This is a genomic window from Paraburkholderia sp. (assembly GCF_035656215.1).
GTDB lineage: Bacteria > Pseudomonadota > Gammaproteobacteria > Burkholderiales > Burkholderiaceae > Paraburkholderia.
Window position 1 is genome coordinate 1 of the sequence record NZ_DASRSY010000209.1, and the last position, 24,170, is coordinate 24,170.

18 protein-coding genes and 1 pseudogene are annotated in these 24,170 nt (G+C 60.8%); 17 read left to right on the top strand and 2 right to left on the bottom strand.

The genetic code is table 11. The annotated features are described in order from the left end of the window. The 11 genes and pseudogenes from VFE81_RS11945 to VFE81_RS11995 all read left to right on the top strand — a co-directional run. Positions 1–140: pseudogene (locus tag VFE81_RS11945) on the top strand (IS630 family transposase); the annotation flags it as partial. Between the two features lie 712 nt (positions 141–852). Then, complete coding sequence (locus VFE81_RS11950) at positions 853–1,398, top strand: ATP synthase subunit I (protein WP_325044793.1); 546 nt, start codon at positions 853–855, stop codon at positions 1,396–1,398. Between the two features lie 161 nt (positions 1,399–1,559). After that, entirely contained in the window at positions 1,560–2,411 is an 852-nt protein-coding gene (gene atpB / locus VFE81_RS11955; protein WP_325044794.1) for a F0F1 ATP synthase subunit A, read from the top strand. 93 nt (positions 2,412–2,504) lie between these two features. Next, a complete protein-coding gene (gene atpE / locus VFE81_RS11960) occupies positions 2,505–2,774 on the top strand; it encodes a F0F1 ATP synthase subunit C (protein ID WP_007180033.1) in 270 nt (89 codons plus the stop codon). A 138-nt stretch (positions 2,775–2,912) separates the two neighbouring features. Then, complete coding sequence (locus VFE81_RS11965) at positions 2,913–3,383, top strand: F0F1 ATP synthase subunit B (RefSeq protein WP_074281809.1); 471 nt, start codon at positions 2,913–2,915, stop codon at positions 3,381–3,383. Positions 3,384–3,385: 2 nt separating this feature from the next. After that, a complete protein-coding gene (locus tag VFE81_RS11970) occupies positions 3,386–3,925 on the top strand; it encodes a F0F1 ATP synthase subunit delta (protein WP_325044795.1) in 540 nt (179 codons plus the stop codon). A 58-nt stretch (positions 3,926–3,983) separates the two neighbouring features. Beyond that, positions 3,984–5,525 (top strand): F0F1 ATP synthase subunit alpha, encoded by a 1,542-nt coding sequence (gene atpA / locus VFE81_RS11975; RefSeq protein ID WP_325044796.1) that lies wholly within the window; start codon positions 3,984–3,986, stop codon positions 5,523–5,525. Positions 5,526–5,664: 139 nt separating this feature from the next. After that, positions 5,665–6,549, top strand: a complete 885-nt coding sequence (atpG, locus tag VFE81_RS11980; RefSeq protein ID WP_115781412.1) for a F0F1 ATP synthase subunit gamma — start codon at positions 5,665–5,667, stop codon at positions 6,547–6,549. A gap of 116 nt (positions 6,550–6,665) precedes the next feature. Continuing rightward, entirely contained in the window at positions 6,666–8,060 is a 1,395-nt protein-coding gene (gene atpD / locus VFE81_RS11985) for a F0F1 ATP synthase subunit beta (RefSeq protein WP_120346436.1), read from the top strand. 252 nt (positions 8,061–8,312) lie between these two features. Continuing rightward, a complete protein-coding gene (locus VFE81_RS11990; RefSeq protein ID WP_012434800.1) occupies positions 8,313–8,738 on the top strand; it encodes a F0F1 ATP synthase subunit epsilon in 426 nt (141 codons plus the stop codon). A 244-nt stretch (positions 8,739–8,982) separates the two neighbouring features. Further along, complete coding sequence (locus VFE81_RS11995; protein ID WP_325044797.1) at positions 8,983–10,713, top strand: AMP-binding protein; 1,731 nt, start codon at positions 8,983–8,985, stop codon at positions 10,711–10,713. 876 nt (positions 10,714–11,589) lie between these two features. Here VFE81_RS11995 and VFE81_RS12000 read toward each other — a convergent pair. Beyond that, complete coding sequence (locus tag VFE81_RS12000) at positions 11,590–12,387, bottom strand: transporter substrate-binding domain-containing protein (protein WP_325044798.1); 798 nt, start codon at positions 12,385–12,387, stop codon at positions 11,590–11,592. Between the two features lie 218 nt (positions 12,388–12,605). Between VFE81_RS12000 and hemE the strand changes: the two genes are divergently transcribed. The 4 genes from hemE (at position 12,606) to VFE81_RS12020 (ending at position 18,263) form a co-directional block, all read left to right on the top strand. After that, positions 12,606–13,706, top strand: a complete 1,101-nt coding sequence (hemE, locus tag VFE81_RS12005) for a uroporphyrinogen decarboxylase (protein ID WP_325044799.1) — start codon at positions 12,606–12,608, stop codon at positions 13,704–13,706. A 464-nt stretch (positions 13,707–14,170) separates the two neighbouring features. Then, positions 14,171–16,417 (top strand): primosomal protein N', encoded by a 2,247-nt coding sequence (locus tag VFE81_RS12010; protein WP_325044800.1) that lies wholly within the window; start codon positions 14,171–14,173, stop codon positions 16,415–16,417. Positions 16,418–16,587: 170 nt separating this feature from the next. Then, positions 16,588–18,018, top strand: a complete 1,431-nt coding sequence (locus VFE81_RS12015) for a YeiH family protein (RefSeq protein ID WP_325044801.1) — start codon at positions 16,588–16,590, stop codon at positions 18,016–18,018. Beyond that, positions 18,018–18,263, top strand: coding sequence for a hypothetical protein (locus tag VFE81_RS12020; RefSeq protein ID WP_325044802.1), 246 nt, complete (start codon positions 18,018–18,020; stop codon positions 18,261–18,263). Before VFE81_RS12015 ends, VFE81_RS12020 begins: the two co-directional genes overlap by 1 nt. 111 nt (positions 18,264–18,374) lie before the next feature. On the opposite strand, the gene VFE81_RS12025 is transcribed toward VFE81_RS12020, so the two are convergent. Next, positions 18,375–18,545: a hypothetical protein gene (locus VFE81_RS12025; protein ID WP_325044803.1), complete on the bottom strand. Its 171-nt coding sequence runs from the start codon at positions 18,543–18,545 to the stop codon at positions 18,375–18,377. 312 nt (positions 18,546–18,857) lie between these two features. Between VFE81_RS12025 and putA the strand changes: the two genes are divergently transcribed. Beyond that, positions 18,858–22,799, top strand: a complete 3,942-nt coding sequence (putA, locus tag VFE81_RS12030; protein ID WP_325044804.1) for a trifunctional transcriptional regulator/proline dehydrogenase/L-glutamate gamma-semialdehyde dehydrogenase — start codon at positions 18,858–18,860, stop codon at positions 22,797–22,799. An 89-nt stretch (positions 22,800–22,888) separates the two neighbouring features. After that, complete coding sequence (locus tag VFE81_RS12035; RefSeq protein ID WP_325044805.1) at positions 22,889–24,037, top strand: branched-chain amino acid ABC transporter substrate-binding protein; 1,149 nt, start codon at positions 22,889–22,891, stop codon at positions 24,035–24,037. The last annotated feature ends 133 nt before the right edge of the window (positions 24,038–24,170 follow it).

Here is a 24,170-nt window from a genome sequence, read left to right on the forward strand (position 1 = left end):
GGCAACTCGAACAGGCTATTCGCCAATACATCCAGATCAACAACACTGATCCGAGACCTTTCAACTGGACCAAATCGGCCGACGACATCCTCGCCAGCGTCAAGCGATTTTGTCTACGAATTTCTAACTCGGGACACTAGCGCTGGATGGATTCCTGACTACATTCTGCGCAAGATATTCAGGAATGCTGAGGTATTGGTGTTTTCGGCTATTTGTGTGGTGAGACGGCGCCGGTCATATTGCGCATGACTTGACCGGGCACGGACTGCCAGTCCGCAGCGGCAATAAAGCGCATTTCGCTGGGTTTTTTGTTTCCCGGTTCGGGCCCTGATGAAAGGGGCGACACCGCCTGTGGATCGGCCGGACAGAGCAGGACGGACGTCGGTACGAAGCGGAGCAATCCGACCGTCCCCGAAATTGGTCATCGGCCGGAGAGAGCAGTGGGGCTGACGCGGGCGTTGCTATTCGCCATGGAAAAACTCATGGTACGCAAGCGCCGTTCGATCCTTACCCGGCGCCGTCTTGCATGTCTATCAAAGTGGGCAAAAATCGTCTTCTGTTGCATTTTTGAGACGTCCGCAACAGCGTCGAAACGACGCATCCACGCACTTCCGCTTCCTCGATTCAAGGCGCATGTTTTGCCATTCCCCGACCGCCTTACATTTGCCGTGTACATGTCGCCCGAAATCATGTTTCCGCATGGTGAGGGCCGTTTTCATGCTGGTTATTGAACGGCCTAAAGTCTTGAATTGCCTGCAACTATCGCTTACAATCGCCCGGATTTAATTGCATGGCAACCCCGTAAGCGCAGCGTAAGCTCGCGGGCTGGAACAAGACTTTCGGAACACTGCGATGGCGGTTAAAACGTCGAATCAAGCGCCGAAGAATGGGCGTGACGGCCACCGCGCTGAACGCACCGATTCCGTTGCGTCGACCGGTCGGCACGTTACAACTGACGATGCGTGGGATGTCGAGCAACAAGATAACAATATCGTTCCGCTCACGCGGGCCGAGGCCGAAAAGCTGTTTGGCCCGAATGTGAGTCGTCCATCGCGTGTCACGCCTTTCAAGGTCGTGGCGGCGCAAATGGTTTTGTCCCTGGGTGCTACGCTGGTGTGGTGGCTGTTCTACAAGCCGCCGGGCGCTGCTGCGCTGTCCGCGTTCCTGGGGGGAGCGATCTGCTGGGTGCCGGGCGCGTTGTTCGCGGCACGTCTTAGAACGCTGAGCGGCGCCGAAACAGTGATGAGCTGGATGATCGGCGAAGCGCTCAAGATGGGGACAACGATCGCGATGTTTGTAGCCATCGCTTTCTGGTATCACGACGTACGCTGGGTGCCGCTGCTCGTGACTTACCTCATCGCGCTCAAGACTTACTGGATCGCCCTCGCGTGGCGCTAAGGTAGTAGCAGAGAGTAGCAACACAGAATTCAGGCTGGCGCGTAGCGCTGGCGTAAGGAGTGCGGATATGACACGATCCGCACCCGGCGTGTTCCCGCAATACAGAATTGCGGCGGGAACGGCCTAAGACGATTTTCGACAATTTGGGTGGCATTAACGATATGGCAGCTAGCGAAGGCACGCGCGCTCTGGATCCGTCCGAGTACATCGCGCACCACTTGCAGAACTTTTCCACCGCGCACCAGACGTCGATTTTCGACATTCATGTGTGGAATCTGGACACCCTTTTCTGGTCGATCGTTTGCGGTCTGGCCACGATCGCCATCCTGCATCTGGCGGCCCGTAAGGCGACGTCCGGCGTGCCGGGTCGTTTCCAATGCGCGATCGAAATGCTGGTCGAGATGGTCGAAGATCAATCGAAGTCGATGATCCACGGCTCGCGCACCTTCATCGCCCCGTTGGCACTGACCGTGTTCGTCTGGGTAGTGTTGATGAACTCGCTCGACTTCATCCCCGTCGACCTGCCGGGCCGCGTGATCGGCTGGTTGGGCCTCTCGGAAGTCATCCCCCATCACCGCATCGTGCCGACGGCTGACCTGAACGGTACGCTCGGTATCGCACTCGGCGTGTTCGCGCTGATGATTTACTACAACTTCAAGATCAAGGGCGTAGGCGGCTTCGTGCACGAACTGCTGTCGGCTCCGTTCGGCGCGCACCCGCTGCTGTGGATTCCGAACCTTGCATTGAACATCATCGAGTTCGTCGCAAAGACGGTTTCGCTCGGCATGCGGCTGTTCGGCAACATGTACGCGGGCGAGCTGTTGTTCCTGCTGATTGCCCTGCTCGGCAGCATGTGGGGTTTCGGCGCGGACGCGTCAGTGCTCGGCTTTATCGGCCACGTCATCGCAGGCACGGTTTGGGCGATCTTCCACATCCTGATCGTTCTGCTGCAGGCATTCATTTTCATGATGCTGACGCTGGTGTACATCGGACAGGCACACGACAGCCACTAATCACGGCTTGTTGAACGACGAATTGTTTTTAGTTTTGTTTTATTAAATCCCAGTTCCAACCAGTTCCAAAAGACTTTTCACAAAGGAGTGATCATGCAAGCTTTCATCGCCAACATCCAGGGTCTGACCGCCATCGGTATCGGCATCATCATCGGCCTGGGTGCAATCGGCGCCTGTATCGGTATCGGCCTGATGGGCGGCAAGTACATCGAAGCATGTGCTCGTCAGCCGGAATTGATGAACCCGCTGCAAACCAAGATGTTCCTGCTGGCTGGTCTGATCGATGCGGCTTTCCTGATTGGTGTTGGTGTGGCAATGCTGTTCGCGTTCGCGAACCCGCTGCTGTCGAAGCTGGCAGGCTGAGGTTCCTCGGAAGTTTGCGCCTGAGCTATAACTGGTAAAGGCGCAGGGCGGAACGGGCACTTAGGCGCTGATCGAATAAAGAATCGATGAGCGCCTTGCCGTTTCACTTTCCGAACTAGCAACGTTTAAGGAAACACCGTGAATCTCAACGCAACCCTGTTTGCGCAAATGGTCGTGTTCCTGATCCTCGCGTGGTTCACGATGAAGTTCGTGTGGCCGCCGTTGATCAACGCCCTCGACGAGCGCTCGAAGAAGATTGCTGACGGTTTGTCGGCTGCTGAAAAGGGCAAGGCTGAACTCGAAGCCGCTCACAAGCGCGTCGACCAGGAACTCGCTCAGGCGCGCAACGACGGTCAGCAACGTATTGCTGACGCAGAAAAGCGCGCTGTGACAGTCGCTGACGAAATCAAGGCTCAAGCACAAGCTGAAGCCGCTCGCATCATCGCGCAAGCGAAGGCCGACGCGGACCAGCAAGTCGTGAAGGCGCGCGAAACGCTGCGCGGCGAAGTCGCTGCACTCGCCGTGAAGGGCGCTGAACAGATCCTGAAGCGCGAAGTCGACCAGGCAGCTCACGCTGACCTGCTGAATCAACTGAAAGCCGAGCTCTGATCATGGCCGAACTTGCAACCATCGCCCGTCCGTACGCAGAAGCGCTGTTTGGCGTGGCCGAAGCTGGTGACATCGCCGCCTGGTCCACGCTCGTGCAGGAGCTGGCACAGGTTGCGCGTCTGCCCGAAGTGCTGTCGATCGCCTCGAGCCCGAAAGTAAGCCGCGCCCAGGTCACCGAGCTGCTGCTGGCCGCGGTCAAGTCGCCGCTCAAGGACAACGCGCAAGCGAAGAATCTGGTGCAAATGCTGGTCGATAACCATCGCCTGCAATTGCTGCCGGAAATCGCTACGCAGTTCGAAGAGTTGAAGAACGCCCGCGAAGGAGCGGCAGATGTGCTGATCGTCAGCGCATTCCCGCTCGAAGGCGCGCAATTGAACGAACTCATCGCAAGTCTCGAACGCAAATTCAAGCGCAAGCTGAAGCCGACGGTCGAAGTCGACTCGTCGCTCATCGGCGGCGTGCGCGTGACGGTCGGCGACGAAGTGCTCGATACCTCGGTCCGCGCGCGGCTTGCCAGCATGCAGACGGCTCTGACGGCCTGAAGCGCCCGAGGCGCTTCAGCAGCTGGCACGCAACAGAATTGACTATCAGGAGCGAATAATGCAACTCAATCCCTCTGAGATCAGCGAGCTGATCAAGAGCCGGATCCAGGGCCTTGAAGCGAGCGCAGACGTTCGCAACCAGGGCACCGTGATCTCCGTGACCGACGGTATCGTGCGTATTCACGGTCTGTCGGAAGTGATGCAGGGCGAAATGCTCGAATTCCCGGGCAACACCTTCGGTCTCGCACTGAACCTCGAGCGCGACTCGGTCGGCGCCGTGATTCTGGGTGAATACGAACACATTTCGGAAGGCGACATCGTCAAGACGACCGGTCGCATTCTCGAAGTGCCGGTGGGTCCGGAATTGCTCGGCCGTGTGGTCGACGCACTCGGCAATCCGATCGATGGCAAGGGCCCGGTCAACGCGAAGAAGACTGACGCAATCGAAAAGATTGCGCCGGGCGTGATCTGGCGTAAGTCGGTGTCGGAGCCGGTTCAAACCGGTCTGAAGTCGATCGACGCAATGGTGCCGGTGGGTCGTGGCCAGCGTGAGCTGATCATCGGCGACCGCCAGTGCGGCAAGACCGCAGTTGCCGTCGACGCGATCATCAACCAGAAGGGCAAGAACCTCTTCTGTATCTACGTCGCGATCGGCCAGAAGGCTTCGTCGATCATGAACGTGGTGCGCAAGCTGGAAGAAACCGGCGCGCTGGAATACACGATCGTCGTGGCCGCTTCGGCTTCGGAATCGGCTGCGATGCAATACCTCGCACCGTACGCCGGCTGTACGATGGGCGAATATTTCCGCGACCGCGGTCAAGACGCGCTGATCGTGTATGACGATTTGACCAAGCAAGCTTGGGCATACCGTCAGATCTCGTTGCTGCTGCGCCGCCCGCCGGGCCGCGAAGCTTACCCGGGTGACGTGTTCTATCTGCACTCGCGTTTGCTGGAACGTGCAGCTCGCGTCTCGGAAGAGTACGTCGAGAAGTTCACGAACGGCGAAGTGAAGGGCAAGAGCGGTTCGCTGACGGCACTGCCGGTCATTGAAACGCAAGCAGGCGACGTGACCGCATTCGTTCCGACGAACGTGATCTCGATTACCGACGGCCAGATCTTCCTTGAAACCGACCTCTTCAACGCAGGTATCCGCCCGGCAATTAACGCCGGCGTGTCGGTCTCGCGCGTTGGTGGTGCGGCTCAAACCAAGGTTGTGAAGAAGCTGTCGGGTGGTATTCGTACCGACCTGGCACAGTACCGTGAACTCGCAGCGTTCGCGCAGTTCGCGTCGGACCTCGACGAAGCGACCCGCAAGCAGCTGGAGCGCGGCCGCCGCGTGACGGAACTGCTGAAGCAGCCGCAATATCAACCGCTGCAAGTGTGGGAACTGGCGATCGCGCTGTTCGCCGCGAACAACGGTTACCTCGACGATCTGGAAGTTTCGCAAGTGCTGCCGTTCGAAAAGGGCCTGCGCGAATACCTGAAGTCGAGCCACGCTGACCTGGTCAAGCGCATCGAAGATACCAAGGAACTCTCGAAGGACGACGAAGCCCTGCTGCATACGGCTCTCAAAGACTTCAAGAAGTCCGGCGCTTATTGATCCGCGAGTGATCCGCAAGGCATAAACGGACCTTGAAGCGGCGCGGGCCGCAGGTAACTGAACTCGCGCTGCTTCGATCGCTTTGCATGGGACCCGAGTAACCGCTAAAGCGGTAACTCGGGCCGACAAGGAGCAAGCAATGGCTGGAATGAAGGAAATTCGCGGCAAGATCAAGAGCGTGCAAAACACGCGCAAGATCACGAAAGCGATGGAGATGGTGGCCGCATCGAAGATGCGCCGCGCTCAGGAGCGCATGCGCGCTGCTCGGCCGTATGCCGATAAGGTCCGCGATATCGCTGCGCACATGAGCCGTGCGAACCCGGAGTATCGTCACCCGTTCATGGTGTCGAACGAAGGCGCGAAGACGGCCGGCATCATCCTCGTCACGACGGATAAAGGTCTGTGCGGTGGTATGAACACCAACGTGCTGCGTGCGTCGTTGCAGAAGTTCAAGGAACTGGAAGGCCAGGGCAAGACGATCGAAGCAACTGCGATCGGCACCAAGGGTCTGGGCTTCCTGAATCGTCTGCGCGCCAAGGTGGTGTCGAATGTCGTGCATCTGGGCGACACGCCGCATCTGGAAAAGCTGATCGGCGCGGTGAAGGTGCAGCTCGACCTGTACTCGGAAGGCAAGGTTTCGGCGGTGTACCTCGCGTACACGCGCTTCGTCAACACGATGAAGCAGGAGCCGGTGATCGAGCAACTGCTGCCGCTGTCGGCAGATCAGTTCGAGCGCAAGGACGAAGACGGCACGACGCCGAGCACGCAGTGGGACTACATCTACGAGCCGGATGCACAGGCAGTGGTGGACGAACTGCTGGTGCGTTATGTCGAAGCGCTGGTCTATCAGGCCGTCGCGGAAAACATGGCATCGGAACAGTCGGCACGAATGGTCGCAATGAAGGCCGCTTCGGACAATGCGAAGACGGTCATCAACGAACTGCAACTCGTGTACAACAAGAGCCGTCAGGCCGCGATCACGAAAGAACTGTCGGAAATCGTCGGTGGCGCAGCGGCAGTCTGACCATAACGGTCGGGCACGCCGCTTCGTGTGCGCCTTCGTGGCGCACCCCGCCCAGGCGGCCCCATCGAAACAGCGCCTTTGCGCGAGTGAAGAATTGAGTATCTAAAGGAAAAGCGATGAGTACTACTGCTTTGGTAGAAGGCAAGATCGTACAGTGCATCGGCGCGGTGATCGACGTGGAATTCCCGCGTGACCACATGCCGAAGATTTACGACGCACTCATTCTCGACGGTTCGGAACTGACCCTCGAAGTCCAGCAGCAGCTGGGCGACGGCGTTGTCCGTACCATCTGTCTGGGTGCCTCGGACGGTCTGCGCCGCGGTACGACGGTGAAGAACACCGGCAAGCCGATCAGCGTGCCGGTTGGCAAGCCGACCCTCGGCCGGATCATGGACGTGCTGGGTCGCCCGATCGACGAAGCCGGCCCGATCAACTCGGACGTGGTTCGCGGTATTCACCAGAAGGCTCCGGCGTTCGACGAACTGTCGCCGTCGACGGAACTGCTCGAAACCGGCATCAAGGTTATCGACCTGATCTGCCCGTTCGCCAAGGGCGGTAAGGTTGGCCTGTTCGGTGGCGCCGGTGTGGGCAAGACCGTGAACATGATGGAACTGATCAACAACATCGCGAAGGAACACGGTGGTTACTCCGTGTTCGCCGGTGTTGGCGAGCGTACCCGCGAAGGGAACGACTTCTATCACGAAATGAAGGACTCGAACGTTCTCGACAAGGTCGCGCTGGTGTACGGCCAGATGAACGAGCCGCCGGGCAACCGTCTGCGCGTCGCGCTGACCGGTCTGACGATGGCTGAGCACTTCCGTGACGAAGGCCTCGACGTGCTGTTCTTCGTCGACAACATCTACCGTTTCACGCTGGCAGGCACGGAAGTGTCGGCGCTGCTCGGCCGTATGCCGTCGGCAGTGGGCTATCAGCCGACGCTGGCTGAAGAAATGGGTAAGCTGCAAGAGCGTATTACGTCGACCAAGACCGGCTCGATCACGTCGGTTCAGGCCGTGTACGTCCCTGCGGATGACTTGACCGACCCGTCGCCGGCTACGACCTTCGGCCACCTGGACGCAACCGTCGTATTGTCGCGTGACATCGCTTCGCTGGGTATCTACCCGGCAGTGGACCCGCTCGATTCGACTTCGCGTCAAATCGACCCGAACGTGATCGGCGAAGAGCACTACGCGATTACGCGCGGTGTGCAGCAAACGCTGCAGCGCTACAAGGAATTGCGCGACATTATCGCGATTCTGGGTATGGACGAACTGGCGCCGGAAGACAAGCTCGCCGTGGCGCGTGCTCGTAAGATCCAGCGTTTCCTGTCGCAGCCGTTCCACGTTGCTGAAGTGTTCACGGGCTCGCCGGGCAAGTACGTGCCGCTGAAGGAAACGATTCGTGGCTTCAAGATGATCGTTGACGGTGAGTGCGACCACCTGCCGGAACAAGCGTTCTACATGGTCGGCACGATCGACGAAGCCTTCGAAAAGGCCAAGAAGATCCAGTAAAGGTCGGGTGTAACGAAGCGGGCGCCGCTCGCGCCGAAATACTACCCAAGCGGTAGTATTTCGCGAAAACGGCGCCTCTTAATACGCTCAACCCCGCCTTGCATGGGACGAGAGCGCGGTGCGTGGGACCGGAGTAAGTGCTAAAGCACTCACTTCGGTCGACATAAGCGCTAAAGCGCTAACACTCGTCGAGCTTTGCATGGGGCCAGAGTAAGCACTAAAGCGCTAACTCTGGTCGACACAGGAGTCGATATGGCAACCATTAAAGTAGACGTCGTCAGCGCGGAAGAGCAGATCTTCTCGGGCCAGGCGAAGTTCGTCGCGCTGCCGGGCGAAGCAGGTGAACTCGGCATTCTGCCGGGCCACACACCGCTCATCACGCGGATTCGTCCGGGTGCGGTGCGCATCGAAGCTGAAAACGGTGAAGAAGAGTTTGTCTTCGTCGCCGGCGGCATCCTCGAAATCCAGCCGGGCGCTGTGACGGTTCTCGCCGACACGGCTATCCGCGGCAAGGATCTCGACGAAGCTAAGGCCGAAGATGCTCGCAAGCGCGCGGAAGAAGCGCTGCAGAACACGGGTTCGAACCTCGAATACGCAACCGCGCAAGCGGAACTGGCGTATGCGACGGCTCAGCTCGCTGCGATCCAGCGTCTGCGCAAGCTGCGCGGTCAGAACTAGGCATTACGTATCAGAGAAAAAGCAGCCTTTGTGGCTGCTTTTTTTTGATCTCTACTTGACGTTTACGGAAAGGTCAGCAAAATCGTATGTTCGGATCAAGCATTGAGCAGCCGCAACTGCGACAACGAGGCCTACCGCAGAGGGCGGGTAACACTTGATGCCGTACAGACATACGCCGGTGGCACAATCGGTTTCAATTTCATTGCAATAGACTGGGCGAGCTTCGGCTCACGGAGACAACACCATGGCAACGCACATGTCAGGCGAAGGCGCACTCATCGAACCCAAAGATAACCTGTCGTATGTTCGGGGGTCGACCGAGATTCCGTTGAGTGACGCGCCGGTAGGCCAATTTCTGCGCGACACCGCAGCGCGCTTCCCTGACCGTCCGGCCGTGGTATTTCGCGAGCAGCGCATTCGCTGGACGTGGAAGGAGTTCTCTGAAGAGATCGACGTGTTGGCGTCCGGGCTGTTGGCGCTTGGTATCGAGAAGGGCGACCGGGTGGGCATCTGGTCGCCGAACCGCGTGGAATGGCTGCTCACGCAGTTCGCGACCGCGCGCATCGGTGCCGTGCTTGTCAACATTAACCCGGCCTATCGGCTCTCGGAACTCGAGTACGCGTTGAACAAGGTCGGCTGCAAGGCGATCATCGCTGCCGAGCGGTTCAAGACGTCGATGTACCTCGAAATGCTTCAGGAGCTCGCGCCAGAACTGGCGACGCAAGCTCCGGGCGAACTGCGCGCTGCTCGTTTGCCTGAACTGCGCTACGTGATTCGCATGTGCGACACGGAAACGCCCGGCATGCTGACTTTCTCCGACGTGATCGAACAGGGCCGCGCGACGCTCGACGTCGCGAAGCTCGATGCCATCAGCGCGACGCTGTCTTGCCACGAACCGATCAACATTCAGTTCACCAGCGGCACGACGGGCAATCCGAAGGGCGCGACGCTTACTCACAGCAACGTCGTCAATAACGCGCGCTATATCGCGATGGCGATGCGTCTAACGGAGCAGGACGCCCTGTGCATTCCCGTCCCGCTCTATCACTGCTTCGGCATGGTGTTGGCGGTTCTGGCGTGCGTATCGGTCGGCGCGAACATGGTGTTCCCAGGCGAGGGCTTCGATCCGGCGGCGACTCTGGCCGCAGTCGCCGAAGAGCAGTGCACCGCGCTGCATGGGGTGCCGACCATGTTCATCGCCGAACTCGACCATCCGAACTTCGCCACCTATGACTTCTCGCGTCTGCGCACCGGTATCATGGCCGGCTCGCCGTGCCCGATCGAGACGATGAAGAAGGTCGTCTCGAGAATGCATCTGAACGAGATCACCATCGCCTACGGCATGACTGAAACGAGCCCGGTGTCTTTCCAGAGTTCGACCACCGACCCGCTCGACAAACGGACCACGACGGTCGGCCGTATCCAGCCGCATCTGGAGGTGAAGATCGTCGATCCGCTCGGCGAGATCGTCGCGGTGGGCGAGACGGGCGAACTCTGCACCAAGGGCTATTCGGTGATGCAAGGCTACTGGGGCGACGAAGCGAAGACGCAGGAGAGCATCGTCGATGGCTGGATGCATACCGGCGATCTGGCGACGCTCGATGCCGACGGTTACTGCAACATCGTCGGCCGCCTGAAGGACATGCTGATTCGCGGCGGTGAGAATATCTATCCGCGCGAGATCGAAGAGTTTCTGTTCCGCCACCCGAAAATCCAGAGCGTGCAAGTGTTTGGCGTGCCCGATTCGAAGTACGGCGAGGAGGTGTGTGCGTGGATCGTATTACGCTCGGGAGAGCAGGCCACAGCCGAAGAAATCCAGCAATTCTGCCAGGGCCAGATCGCGCACTACAAGGTGCCGAAGTACATCCGCTTCGTCGACGAATTGCCAATGACGGTGACCGGCAAAGTGCAGAAATTCATCATGCGCGAACGGATGATCAGCGAATTGAAGGTGCAGGAAAACAAGACGGCCTGACGGACATGCGGGTTCGGCGCTGCGCGAAAATCCGCGCAGCGCCGGCCGACATTTTGGGGAAAACCGTTTGCTGTGGAAAAGGCCGATAAGCGGAAAAAATGCGCGGCTGGAAAACCGCAAAATTCAACCGCCAGGAAGCTCGCAAACGTTTGACCAGACGAAAAAAAAGCGGGCCTGGAGCCCGCTAAAAACCACACGCTACGGGGTTAGCGCGAGGAGACCAAAGTTGGAACCAACTGAGACGACGACCCTGCGTCGACTACGGCCCCAGCAGGGATGCCCCTTTACAGGGCTTCGGCATACGCCGACCGGCAAGTGCATCGTATCCGCTCACACCACGCACCCAGCCACATCCGTGTTGAAACCGTTGAGGGCATTGTGGGCGAATTAACCTACGAGCGCGGTAACAAAGTGTTTCAGGTTGTAACGCCCGCCAGATAAGGGGTTGCGGGACTTATTGCCAATCTGAAACGTTTTAAACGTATTTTTTACCGATGACTCATGCGCAATTTCATACGCCTGATTGATGCTATTCGCGACGCATACTGCGGCGTAATCCGTTCAGTCGATTCCACATGAAATGGTTGCACGCTCATCTTTTTTGAGGCGAATGGGCTGTGTTACAGCCGCTTTTCCAGCGTCACGAAGTCGCACGATTCGCGGACGACCGCGAGTGTTGCGCTGCAACATGCCGCGCACCCGGGAAAGATGCGCAAAGGCCCGGTTCGTTGGGCCCCTGTTCAAGCGCATTGTTTGGATTTGGCTCAACACCTTGGGGTGCGGTTACACGATTGTGTCAGCCATGCGGATCTATTAATCGACCGGGCTGTCCTTGCTTTTACGATCCAGCGAGACGCAGGCCAACCCCTGTAAAGATCACTTCAGCCACTTGTCCGAAATCGCCTGATACTCGCCGGTTGCTCGCGCCAGGTGCAACCACTGATCCACGTATTGCTGGAACGTCACATCGCCGCGCGGCAGCAGCCAGGCCTTCTCGCCGTACTGGAACGGCTTGTCTGGATGCACTGAGCAAAGACCGGGATTCAGCTTTTGCTGCAATAAGGTCTCTGACGCGTCCGTCACCATCACGTCGGCCTTTCCGGCGAGGATCTGTTTGAAGATCGTCACGTTGTCCGGATAGACGGTCAAGTTCGCATGCGGGAAATACTGCTTGGCGAAACGCTCGTTAGTGCCGCCGGGATTGACGATCACTCGAGTCGCTGGCTGGTCGATTTGTGTCACCGCCTGATATTTGTTGACGTCGTCACACCGAACGATCGGCGTCTTGCCGTCAACCATGTACGCCTGCGTGAAAAACGCGCGCTTCTGGCGCTCGAGCGTCGGCGAAACACCGCCCACGCCGATGTCGCATTTCGCGACGAAGTCGTTCATCAGGTTGGACCACGACGTCTTGACGAATTCCGCCTTCACCCCGAGTGATTTGGCGAGCGATTCGGTCATGTCGATATCGATACCTTCGAACTGGCCGTCCGGCTTGTAAAACGAGTACGGCTTGTAGTCGCCGGTTGTACAGGCGCGCAATGTGCCGCGCGCGAGGATTTCGTCGAGCCGCGAGGGCGCCGCGGCGGTGGCGCTGGTCTGCGCCTGAGCCACGCCTGCGTGCATCAATACACCGGCGAGAATGCCGAGCAGTGCGAGTGCTGCCTTGTTCATCGAGTCTCCTTGGTTGCGCGTAATTGTTTGGTAAGGCCGTTGGATGATAGCCCGGCAATTCACGCTTGAACATTGGCCGTTCAGCTGAGTCATGGCGCCGCACGGGGCAGCAAAAAAACCAGCCGCAAGCGAGGTGCGCGCGAGTTATTGCCCGCATCAAGCGCGATGCGGCGAGCCGGGTCCGGTAAAATGTCCTTTTGCCCTTAGTCGTACGCAACGTGGCCCATAAACTCCTGAACGACACTTTCCTGCGCGCGCTGTTGCGCCAGCCGACCGACTACACGCCGATCTGGCTGATGCGGCAGGCTGGCCGCTACCTGCCGGAATACAACGCCACGCGGGGTCGCGCGGGCAGTTTTCTTGGCCTGGCCAAGAACCCGGCGTACGCAACGGAAGTTACGCTGCAGCCGCTCGAGCGCTATCCGCTCGACGCCGCGATCCTGTTCTCCGACATCCTGACAGTGCCGGACGCTATGGGCCTGGGTCTCGAGTTTGTCGCGGGCGAGGGCCCGAAATTTGCCCGGCCAGTGCGTTCCGAAGACGATGTGGCGCGCCTCGCTGTGCCGGATATCGACGCCACGCTGCGTTATGTGACCGACGCGGTGCGCGAAATCCGCACTGCGCTCACCGACGCACAAGGTCGTCAGCGCGTGCCGTTAATCGGTTTTTCCGGCAGCCCGTGGACACTGGCGTGCTACATGGTCGAAGGCAGCGGGTCGGCGGACTTCCGCACTGTCAAATCGATGCTGTACGCGCGCCCGGACCTGATGCACCGTATTCTCGACGTCAACGCCAAATCGGTTGCGGTGTACCTGAATGCGCAGATTGAAGCCGGCGCGCAAGCCGTGATGATTTTCGACACGTGGGGCGGGGCGCTCGCGGATGGCGTCTACCAACGTTTCTCGTTGCAATACATACAGCAGGTCGTGGGCCAGTTGAAACGCGATCACGACGGCGAAAAAGTACCGGTGATCACCTTCACGAAGGGCGGTGGCTTGTGGCTGGACGAGATCGCCGATATTGGTGTGGATGCGGTCGGTCTCGACTGGACCGTGAACCTGAGCAAGGCGCGCGAGCGCGTGGGTAGCAAGGTGGCGCTGCAAGGCAATATCGATCCTTCGGTGCTGTTTGCGCCGCCGGCCTCGATCCGCATGGAAGCGCGCGCTGTGCTGGATAGCTTCGGCAATCATCCTGGCCACGTTTTCAATCTCGGCCACGGCATTTCACAATTCACTCCGCCGGAGAATGTTGCCGAACTCGTGGACGAAGTGCATCGTCATAGTCGTGCGATTCGCAGCGGCGCGCATGCACCACGCTGACGTCGTAAACGTTGCCATTTTTGTTGCAACGCAGCGAACTGGGCTCTCGCTCTAAGGGGAAAATTGCAGTCAAGGGGCCGTCAGATGGCGGTCCTGCGAAAGTCAAGACTTGACTTATGCACATTGATCACGCTGCGGCGCGGTAGAAGCTTTAGTCGCGTCCTGGCTCTTGCACATTGCGGGCGCATTTGATCTAAGCCTTGTCTGGCAAGGGTTTCACGGGGCCGTAACAAAGTGTGCGGAATCCCACAGAAGGCCGCTGCGGCGCGGTTCCAAGCCCTTCTGAGCGAAGTTCTCAACAAAGTTATCCACAGGCAAGCGGACCGATTGCAATTGTTCAGCCGAATCCAAAACTTAGCGCCGAAATTGAAGTTTTACTTTAACTTCGATGGGTTCGCCGTTTGCCCCACGTCTGCCGCGACGCGGCATCATGCCGCATCCGTTCACCCGATCCATACCGCCACGTGAGTGACGTGTTCGTCCGCGTCGCGCTGGATCATCCGCTGCCGACTTTATTCGACTACCGCTGCGACACGCCCGAGCGTGTCGCGTCGGGCATGCTGGTGAGCGTGCCGTTTGGTAAGCGTCACGTGGTGGGCCTCGTATGCGAAGTGACCACTCACAGTGACGTGCCCGTTGACCGTCTGCGGGGGATCAACAATGTTTGCACAGCCTGCCCGCCTGTGTCGGCCGAATGGCTGGCTCTCACGGCCTTCGCCGCCGACTACTATCAGCGCGGCCTCGGGGAAGTCGCTCTGCCGGCTTTGCCGCAAGCGCTGCGTGACGCCTCGCGTTGGTCGCGTCTGTTCGCACCGGAAGAGCGTTACAGCCTGACCGTGGAGGGGCGCGCCGCGTTGCCGGAAACGTTGCCCACGCGCGCCAGCGCGTTGCGCAAGCTTGCCCAGGGCCTGGCCGAGGCCGAGTTTCTGATTGCCACCGATGCTCGCGCGCTCCACCCCAAAGCCATCGCAACCCTGGACGCATGGCAGGCCGAAGGCTGGGTTGCATTAGAGGTGATCGAAGCCGCCGAGGTGCTCGCCGCCCCTGCATCGCCGGATCCGCCCGCACCCACGTTACCTATCCTCACCGACGAACAGGCAACCGCAGTCGAAGCGATCCGCGACGCGAACGGCTTCGCGCCGTTCCTGCTGCACGGCGTGACGGGCAGCGGCAAGACCGAGGTGTATCTGCGTGCGCTCGCCGAGATTCTGGCGGCGAAGCCCGACGCGCAGGCACTCGTCCTCGTGCCTGAAATCAATCTGACGCCGCAGTTCGAGTCAGCCTTCCGTGCGCGCTTTGCGGCGCTAGAAGGCACGTCGATCGTCACGCTGCACAGCGGTCTCGCAGAAGGCGAACGCGCTCGCAACTGGTTCGCCGCGCATACCGGTCGCGCCCGCATCGTGCTCGGCACGCGGCTGGCGGTGCTCGCCTCGCTGCCGAAACTCGCGATTATCGTCGTCGACGAGGAACACGACCCCGCCTACAAGCAGCAAGAAGGCTTGCGCTATTCGGCGCGCGATCTGGCGATCTATCGCGGCAAGCAACTCGGTTTGCCGGTGGTGCTCGGCTCGGCCACGCCGTCGCTGGAAAGCTGGTGGCAGGCGGATCAGGGACGCTACGAGCGTCTCACTCTGACGCGCCGCGCAGTCGCCGAGGCCGTCCTGCCAACCGTCAGGCTGATCGATCTGGAAGAGGAGCGGCGGCGCGGCCGGGCCTCGGTGGAGGGTTTGTCCGGGCCGCTGATCGCCGCATTGAAAGCAAGGCTCGAGCGCGGTGAACAAAGTCTCGTGTTCCTGAACCGGCGCGGTTACGCACCGCAGCTCGCTTGCGACGCCTGCGGCTGGGTCGCCGGCTGTCCACGCTGCAGCGCCTACGTCGTGTTGCACAAGCCTGAACGCGCGCTGCGCTGCCACCACTGCGGCTGGGAATCGCGCATTCCGCACTCGTGCCCGGACTGCGGCAATGTGGACATCGCGCCGATGGGACGCGGCACGCAGCGCGTAGAAGAAACGCTGGCAAGCGCGGTGCCCGGCGCTCGCGTGCTGCGCATCGACGCCGACAGCACGCGCCGTAAAGGTAGTGCACAGGCGCTGTTTTCCGACGTCCACGCAGGCGAGGTCGACATTCTCGTCGGTACGCAGATGATCGCGAAGGGTCACGACTTTCAGCGAGTGTCACTGGTCGGTGTGCTGAACGCCGACACCGCCTTGTTCTCACACGACTTCCGCGCGAGCGAACGCCTCTTCGCGCAATTGATGCAGGTAAGCGGACGGGCCGGCCGTGCCGGTTTGCCGGGCGAAGTGCTGGTGCAGACGCGCTATCCTCGCCATGCGCTGTATCACGCGCTGGGGCGGCATGACTACGTCGGTTTTGCTAATTCGACGCTGGCCGAGCGGCGCGATGCCCATCTGCCGCCGTTCGCTTATCAGGCCTTGCTGCGCGCCGAAGGCCGCACGCTCGAAGCCGCGCTCGCCTTCCTGCAGCAGGCCGCCGCGGCCCTGACAGAGATCCCGGCCGCCGAACGCGTGACCGTCTATGACGCCGTGCCGCTCACCATCGTCAAAGTGATGCATGTGCATCGCGCGCAATTGCTGATCGAGAGCACGTCGCGGGCCGCGTTGCAGGCTACGTTGCGTGCGTGGCAACCCATGCTGCGTGGCGTGAAAGGCGTGCTGCGCTGGAATCTCGAAGTCGACCCGCTCGACATCTAACGTCCGCTGCCTGCCGCTTCGCGGCGTTACTCCTTTAAGTCATATTCATAGAGCGAATGGTCGTTTCGCTTTGCGACGTCGCTCGCCTATATTTCGCCGAATCGGCGCATATTCAGGCAAAACTCAAAAATCCCGCGCCGATGGACCTTAACTTTCGCGGGGCTTTTGCGATGAGCGATACCAACCAGACCCTGCCTACCGGCGCCGCGCCCAGCAAACCGCGCAGCGGCCACAGCACGCACGGCGGCGGACTCTTTTCGACTGAAGACTGGTGGGCCGTCTGGATCGGCCTGCTGGTGATCGTGATTGCCTGGGCGCTGTTTGCCTCGGGTAGCAGCATCAAGTGGCTGGCGGTGGCGCCGGTCAAATGGTCGAGCGTGGGTCAGGCCGCGCAGGACATCGGCAAGCACCTCCCGAATTATGTCGCGTTGTTCGTCGCGTTCGCGTTGCTCTTCGGCGTGAGTCTCGCTGCACTGAAACAGCGGGTCGGCGCTTTTCTGGCGTCGTTCCTGATCCTGTTCATCACATCGGCGCTGATCTTCACGCTGGGCGCGTGGGTCAATGCGTCGAAATACAACCTTGAGCCGCCGCTCGTCGCGCTGGTGTTTGGCCTGTTGATTTCCAACGTGTTCAAGTTGCCGCAGTGGTTTTCGGCGGGCTTGCGCGTGGAGTTTTACATCAAGGTCGGCATCGTGCTGCTCGGCGCGACGCTGCCGTTCACGTTGCTGGTGTGGGCGGGCCCGGTTGCGGTGGGGCAGGCGACCATCGTCTCGCTCGTGACGTTCTTCGTGATCTTCTTTGCCGGTAAGGCGCTTGGCCTCGACCGGCGCTTTGCGGCCGTGCTCGGTGTGGGCGGCGCGGTGTGCGGCGTGTCGGCGGCGATTGCGATTGCCGGCGCGGTGCGGGCCAAGCGCGAACAGGCGTCGGTGGCGATCACGCTGGTCGTGTTGTGGGCGATCGTGATGATCTTCGTGCTGCCATTCGCATCGCGTTCGCTAGGACTATCGACGGCGGTGGCGGGCGCGTGGATCGGCACGTCCGAATTCGCCGACGCCGCGGGCATTGCCGCCGCGCAAGCCTACGGCGACTTCGCGAAGCACGCGGGCGGCGTGATTGCGGGCGCACCCGAAGCGTCGCTGCAGGCGTTCACACTGATGAAGGTGGTCGGCCGGGATATCTGGATCGGTATCTGGGCGTTCGTGCTGGCGATTGTCGCGACGACGCGCTGGGAATCGCAGGACAGCGGCGTCAAAGCCAAGGCCAATGCGGGTGAAATCTGGGCGCGCTTTCCGAAATTCGTGATCGGCTTTGTGATCGCGTCGGCGCTGGTGACGTGGATCGCCAGCCACTACTCGTTAGCCGACTATCGCAAGGTCGTCACACCCGAATTCGTCGCGCCGATTACTGCGCTGCGCACGTGGGCGTTCACGTTCTGTTTTCTGAGCATCGGGTTGACCACACGCTTGCGCGCGCTGTCGGCCACTGGCTTGAAGCCATTCCTCGCCTTTACGGCGGGCGTGGTCGTCAATATCGCCATCGGCTACGCGCTGTCCGCGCACGTGTTCGCACCGTACTGGAATAGCTTGGGGCAGGGCTCGTGATGAGCGAGGCTGTCCGCATCGCCGATACGGCCCATGCACGCGGCGACGCGTGCGCGCCGCGCTGTGCAAGCTGCCGGTATCGCGCCGAGGATCGGCATTCACTGGAGCAGAGCATTCCGGGCCTCGCCGTGTTCAGTTCCGGGTTTGGCGCGAGCGTGGCGGACAGCCGGCTTTGCCGTCTGCACGACCAGCTTGTTTCGCCTGACGACATCTGCGCTCAGTTCAAGCTGATGCCACATCACTGACACGCGTGCTTGCGTCGCCGCGGGTTGAACCGGGCGGCGCACATTCACTACTCGCTGTGTCAGTTGAAACCGGCGTCGCCATGTCTATCGCCAGTCGCCGGCCTTAGCCACTCAATCGTTCAGAGCTGCCCGCGCACCGCCAGCCGATGCGCGCGATGCCGGGCGCGGGCTCTTCTCTGCCGCTGCGCGTTTGCCCGAGCCACCTGTCGCGCCGCGGATAAACAGCACCGCGCAGGTTGCACACATCGCCCAGATGCCCAATACCACCAACCACTTTTCCATTTCGCCAGTCCTCTAAAACCCCGTACCGTTTTTTTGTGCATGCCTTGCGGCCGCGACTATCCATGTCTGTATAACGGCACGTCGCGCAATCTGATAAGGGTAAAAGCGAAAAGAATCACGCCAGGGAAAGTACTGATCGCAACCGCCGTCGTCACGTGCAGCGCCATTCGACGCAAACCCCCACTGCACAAGGCTTCCACGAAGGTGCAACCATGCGCGACGCATGGTTGCACCTTTTTATTGGGAAGCGTACGATTCGCTCAACTTTTAGTCTTTCGCCAGCGATTTCGTCTGGTCTCCGAAGAAGGAAATATGGCTAGCACCACCCTCGGCGTCAAGGTTGACGACCTCCTGCGTTCCCGGCTGAAAGATGCCGCCACTCGCCTCGAACGCACTCCGCACTGGCTGATCAAGCAGGCGATCTTCGCATACCTCGAAAAGATCGAGCATGGTCAATTGCCGCCTGAATTGTCGGGCCACACCGGTTCGGCCGATCTGGCTGACGGCGCGGCGGTGGAGCAGGAGGAAGACGGTGCGTCGCATCCATTCCTCGAATTCGCGCAGAACGTGCAACCGCAGTCGGTGCTGCGCGCGGCGATCACCGCTGCGTACCGCCGTCCCGAGCCGGAATGCCTGCCGTTCCTGATCGGCCAGGCGCGTCTGCCGGCGAATCTCGCGGGTGACGTGCAGGCCATGGCCGGCAAGCTGGTCGAAACGCTGCGCACCAAGAGCCGTGGCGGCGGTGTCGAAGGGCTGATCCACGAATTCTCGCTGTCGAGCCAGGAAGGCGTCGCGCTGATGTGCCTCGCCGAAGCGCTGCTGCGTATTCCCGATCGCGCCACGCGCGACGCGCTGATCCGCGACAAGATCAGCAAAGGCGACTGGAAGTCGCACGTCGGCCAGGCGCCGTCGCTGTTCGTCAACGCCGCGACGTGGGGCCTGATGATCACCGGCAAGCTGGTGACGACCAATAGCGAAACGGGGCTCTCCTCGGCGCTCACGCGTCTGATCGGCAAGGGCGGCGAGCCGCTGATCCGTAAGGGCGTCGATATGGCGATGCGCCTGATGGGCGAGCAGTTCGTCACCGGCGAGAACATCTCCGAGGCGCTGGCCAACAGCCGCAAGTACGAAGCACGCGGTTTCCGCTACTCCTACGACATGCTCGGCGAAGCCGCCACCACCGAAGCCGACGCGCAGCGCTACTACGCGTCGTACGAACAGGCCATCCACGCGATCGGCAAGGCCGCAGGCGGCCGTGGCATTTACGAAGGCCCGGGCATCTCGATCAAGCTGTCGGCACTGCACGCCCGCTATTCGCGTTCGCAGCAGGAACGCACGATGAGCGAACTGCTGCCGCGCGTGCGCTCGCTGGCGATTCTCGCGCGCCGTTACGACATCGGCCTGAACATCGACGCTGAAGAAGCCGACCGCCTCGAAATCTCGCTCGATCTGCTCGAAGCGCTCTGCTTCGATCCCGAACTGGCTGGCTGGAACGGCATCGGTTTCGTGGTGCAGGCGTATCAGAAGCGCTGCCCGTTCGTGATCGACTACCTGATCGATCTGGCGCGCCGCAGCCGTCACCGCATCATGGTCCGCCTCGTGAAGGGCGCGTACTGGGATACCGAAATCAAGCGTGCGCAAGTGGACGGCCTCGAAGGCTATCCGGTCTACACGCGCAAGATCTACACGGATGTGTCGTACGTTGCTTGCGCGAAGAAGCTGCTCGGCGCACCGGATGCGGTCTATCCGCAGTTCGCCACGCACAACGCGCACACGCTGTCGGCGATCTATCACCTCGCGGGCAACAATTACTACCCCGGCCAGTACGAGTTCCAATGCCTGCACGGCATGGGCGAGCCGCTGTATGAAGAAGTGACCGGCCGCGACAAGCTGAACCGTCCGTGCCGCGTGTATGCGCCGGTCGGCACGCATGAAACGCTGCTCGCGTACCTCGTGCGCCGTCTGCTGGAAAACGGCGCGAACACGTCGTTCGTGAATCGCATTGCCGACGAAAGCGTCGCGATCAAGGAGCTGATCGCCGACCCGGTCGACGAAGCGTCGAAGGTCGCTCCGCTCGGCGCGCCGCACGCGAAGATCCCGCTGCCGCGCAATCTGTTTGGCGCCGAGCGTCTCAATTCGATGGGTCTCGATCTGTCGAACGAACATCGTCTGGCGTCGCTGTCGTCGGCATTGCTGGCGAGTGCGCATCATCCGTGGCGCGCCACACCGATGCTCGAAGACAACGAGATCGCCGTGGGCGTCGCACGTGATGTGCGGAACCCGGCCGATCATCGCGACCTCGTCGGTACGGTCGTCGAAGCGACGTCGGAACACGTTAGCGCAGCATTGGCCCACGCAGTCGCCGCCGCACCGATCTGGCAAGCCACACCGGTTGATGCCCGCGCCGATTGTCTCGCGCGTGCCGCCGATCTGCTCGAAGCGCAGATGCATACGCTGATGGGTCTCGTGGTGCGTGAAGCCGGCAAGTCGCTGGCGAACGCGGTCGCGGAGATCCGCGAAGCGATCGACTTCCTGCGCTATTACTCGACGCAGATCCGCAACGAGTTTTCCAACGACACGCACCGCCCGCTCGGTCCGGTGGTGTGTATCAGCCCGTGGAACTTCCCGCTGGCGATCTTCATGGGTCAGGTGGCCGCGGCGCTTGCAGCCGGTAACACCGTGCTCGCGAAGCCGGCCGAACAAACGCCGCTGATCGCCGCGCAAGCCGTGCGTATCCTGCGCGAAGCTGGCGTGCCAGCGGGCGCGGTGCAACTGCTGCCCGGTGACGGCGAAACGGTTGGCGCCGCACTGGTGGCCGATCCGCGCACCCGCGCGGTGATGTTCACCGGCTCGACCGAAGTCGCGCGTCTGATCAACAGGACGCTGTCGAACCGCCTCGACCCGGAAGGCAAGCCGATCCCGCTGATCGCCGAAACGGGCGGCCAGAACGCGATGATCGTCGATTCGTCGGCGCTTGCTGAACAGGTGGTCGCGGACGTGCTGCAGTCGTCATTCGATTCCGCCGGTCAACGGTGTTCCGCGTTGCGCGTTCTTTGTCTGCAAGAAGATGTCGCGGACCGCACGCTGGAAATGCTGACGGGCGCGATGCGCGAACTGTCGGTGGGCAATCCGGACCGCCTGTCGATCGACGTGGGCCCGGTGATCGACCTCGACGCGAAGCGCGGCATCGACGCGCATGTCGCGACGATGCGCGAGAAAGGCCGCAAGATCGAGCAACTGCCGATGCCGGAAGGCGGCGCGCAAGGCACGTTTGTTCCGCCGACGCTGATCGAACTCGACAGCATCGACGAATTGAAGCGTGAAGTGTTCGGCCCGGTGCTGCATGTGGTGCGTTACCGTCGCAGCCAGCTGGACAAGCTGCTCGAACAGATCCGCTCGACCGGCTACGGCCTGACGCTCGGTATTCACACGCGGATCGATGAAACCATCGCTCACGTGATTAGCCGCGCGCATGTCGGCAATATCTACGTGAACCGTAACGTGATCGGCGCGGTGGTCGGGGTACAGCCGTTCGGTGGCGAAGGGTTGTCGGGCACGGGTCCGAAAGCGGGTGGCGCGCTATATCTGCAACGTTTGCTGGCTACGCGTCCGGCGGGGTTGCCGAAGTCGCTGGCGCAGTCGTTGATCGTAGAGGTGCCGCAAACCAGTCCGAACGGGGATAATCGCAGCGACAATCCGTCTGCCGCTTTGACGGCGCTGCGTGACTGGCTGATCGGCGAACAGCAGCCGGTGCTGGCCGCACGCTGCGACGGTTATCTGTCGCATGTGCCGGCGGGCGCAACTGCGGTATTGTCGGGGCCCACCGGCGAGCGCAACACCTACACGCTGGGCGCGCGCGGCACGGTGCTGTGTATCGCATCGACGGCGAGCGGTGCGCGCGTGCAGTTTGCCGCGGCACTGGCTACGGGAAATCGCGCGTTGTTCGAAGGCGCGGCTGGTGAACAATTGGTGTCGCAGTTGCCCGCCGCGTTGAAGTCTCACGCAAGCGTGAAGAAGAGCGCCGATACGCCATTCGACGCGGTGCTGTTCGAAGGCGATAGCGACGAACTGCTGGCGCTGGTGAAAGAGGTTGCGAAACGTTCGGGGCCGATTGTTTCGGTGCAGGGCGTTGCGGCTCGCGCGCTGGAGAGCGGCGATGAGGATTATGCTCTCGAGCGTCTGTTGACGGAACGCTCGGTCAGCGTGAATACGGCAGCAGCAGGCGGTAATGCGAATTTGATGACGATCGGTTGAGCGAACCTCATCGATTACTTCAAAAAAACGGAAGCGGTACGGCGACCCCGAAAAACCGCTCCATCCACACCTGGTACCAAGGAGAAGCTATGCAACACAAGATGAAACAGCTGGCAGGCGCAGCGCTGGTTGCGGCAATGTCGCTGGCGGGGACGGCCAACGCTCAATCGACCGAAGACGTGAAGATCGGCTTTGCCGGTCCGATGACGGGCGCCCAGGCGCACTACGGTAAGGACTTCCAGAACGGCATCACGCTGGCTGTGGAAGACATGAACGCGACCAAGCCGGTGATCGGTGGCAAGCAGGTTCGCTTCGTGCTGGATTCGGCCGACGACCAGGCTGACCCGCGCACCGGCACGACCGTTGCACAAAAGCTGGTGGATGACGGCATCAAGGGCATGCTCGGCCACTTTAACTCGGGCACCACGATTCCGGCTTCGCGCATCTACGCGAACGCGGGCATTCCCGAAATCGCAATGGCGACGGCGCCTGAGTACACGCAACAAGGCTTCAAGACCACGTTCCGCATGATGACGTCCGACACGCAGCAAGGTTCGGTCGCCGGCACGTTCGCGGTGAAGACGCTTGGCATGAAGAAGATCGTGATCGTCGACGACCGTACGGCTTACGGCCAGGGTCTGGCAGATCAGTTCGAAAAGGCAGCGAAGGCAGCAGGCGGCCAGATCGTCGATCGTGAATACACGAACGACAAGGCTGTCGACTTCAAGTCGATCCTGACCAAGCTGAAGTCGGTCAACCCGGATCTGGTGTACTACGGCGGCGCGGATTCGCAAGCGGCACCGATGGTCAAGCAGATGAAGCAACTGGGGATCAAGGCACCGCTGATGGGCGGCGAAATGGTCCACACGCCGACGTTCATCCAACTCGCGGGTAACGCGGCGGACGGCACGGTGGCATCGCTCGCCGGCCTGCCGCTGGAAGAAATGCCGGGTGGCAAGGACTACGTCGCAAAGTACAAGAAGCGCTTCAACGAAGACGTGCAAACGTACTCGCCGTACGCTTACGACGGCGCAATGGCCATGTTCGACGCCATGAAGAAGGCTAACTCGACCGATCCGGCCAAGTACCTGCCGATGCTCGCGAAGACCTCGATGCCGGCAGTGACGGCAGCGAACCTCGCGTACGACGGCAAGGGCGACCTGAAGAACGGCGGCATCACGCTGTACAAGGTTGTCGACGGCAAGTGGACGACGCTGCAAAGCGTGGGCGGGAAGTAAGCTGATCTAGTGGCTCGCGTTGCGTCACGGGAACCCCGCTTCGGCGGGGTTTTTTTATGGCTGATCGCGTCTGGGCGCCAACGTAGTTAGCCTTCTCCCGAAAAAAATTTCATCGACAATTTCCTCCGGCGGT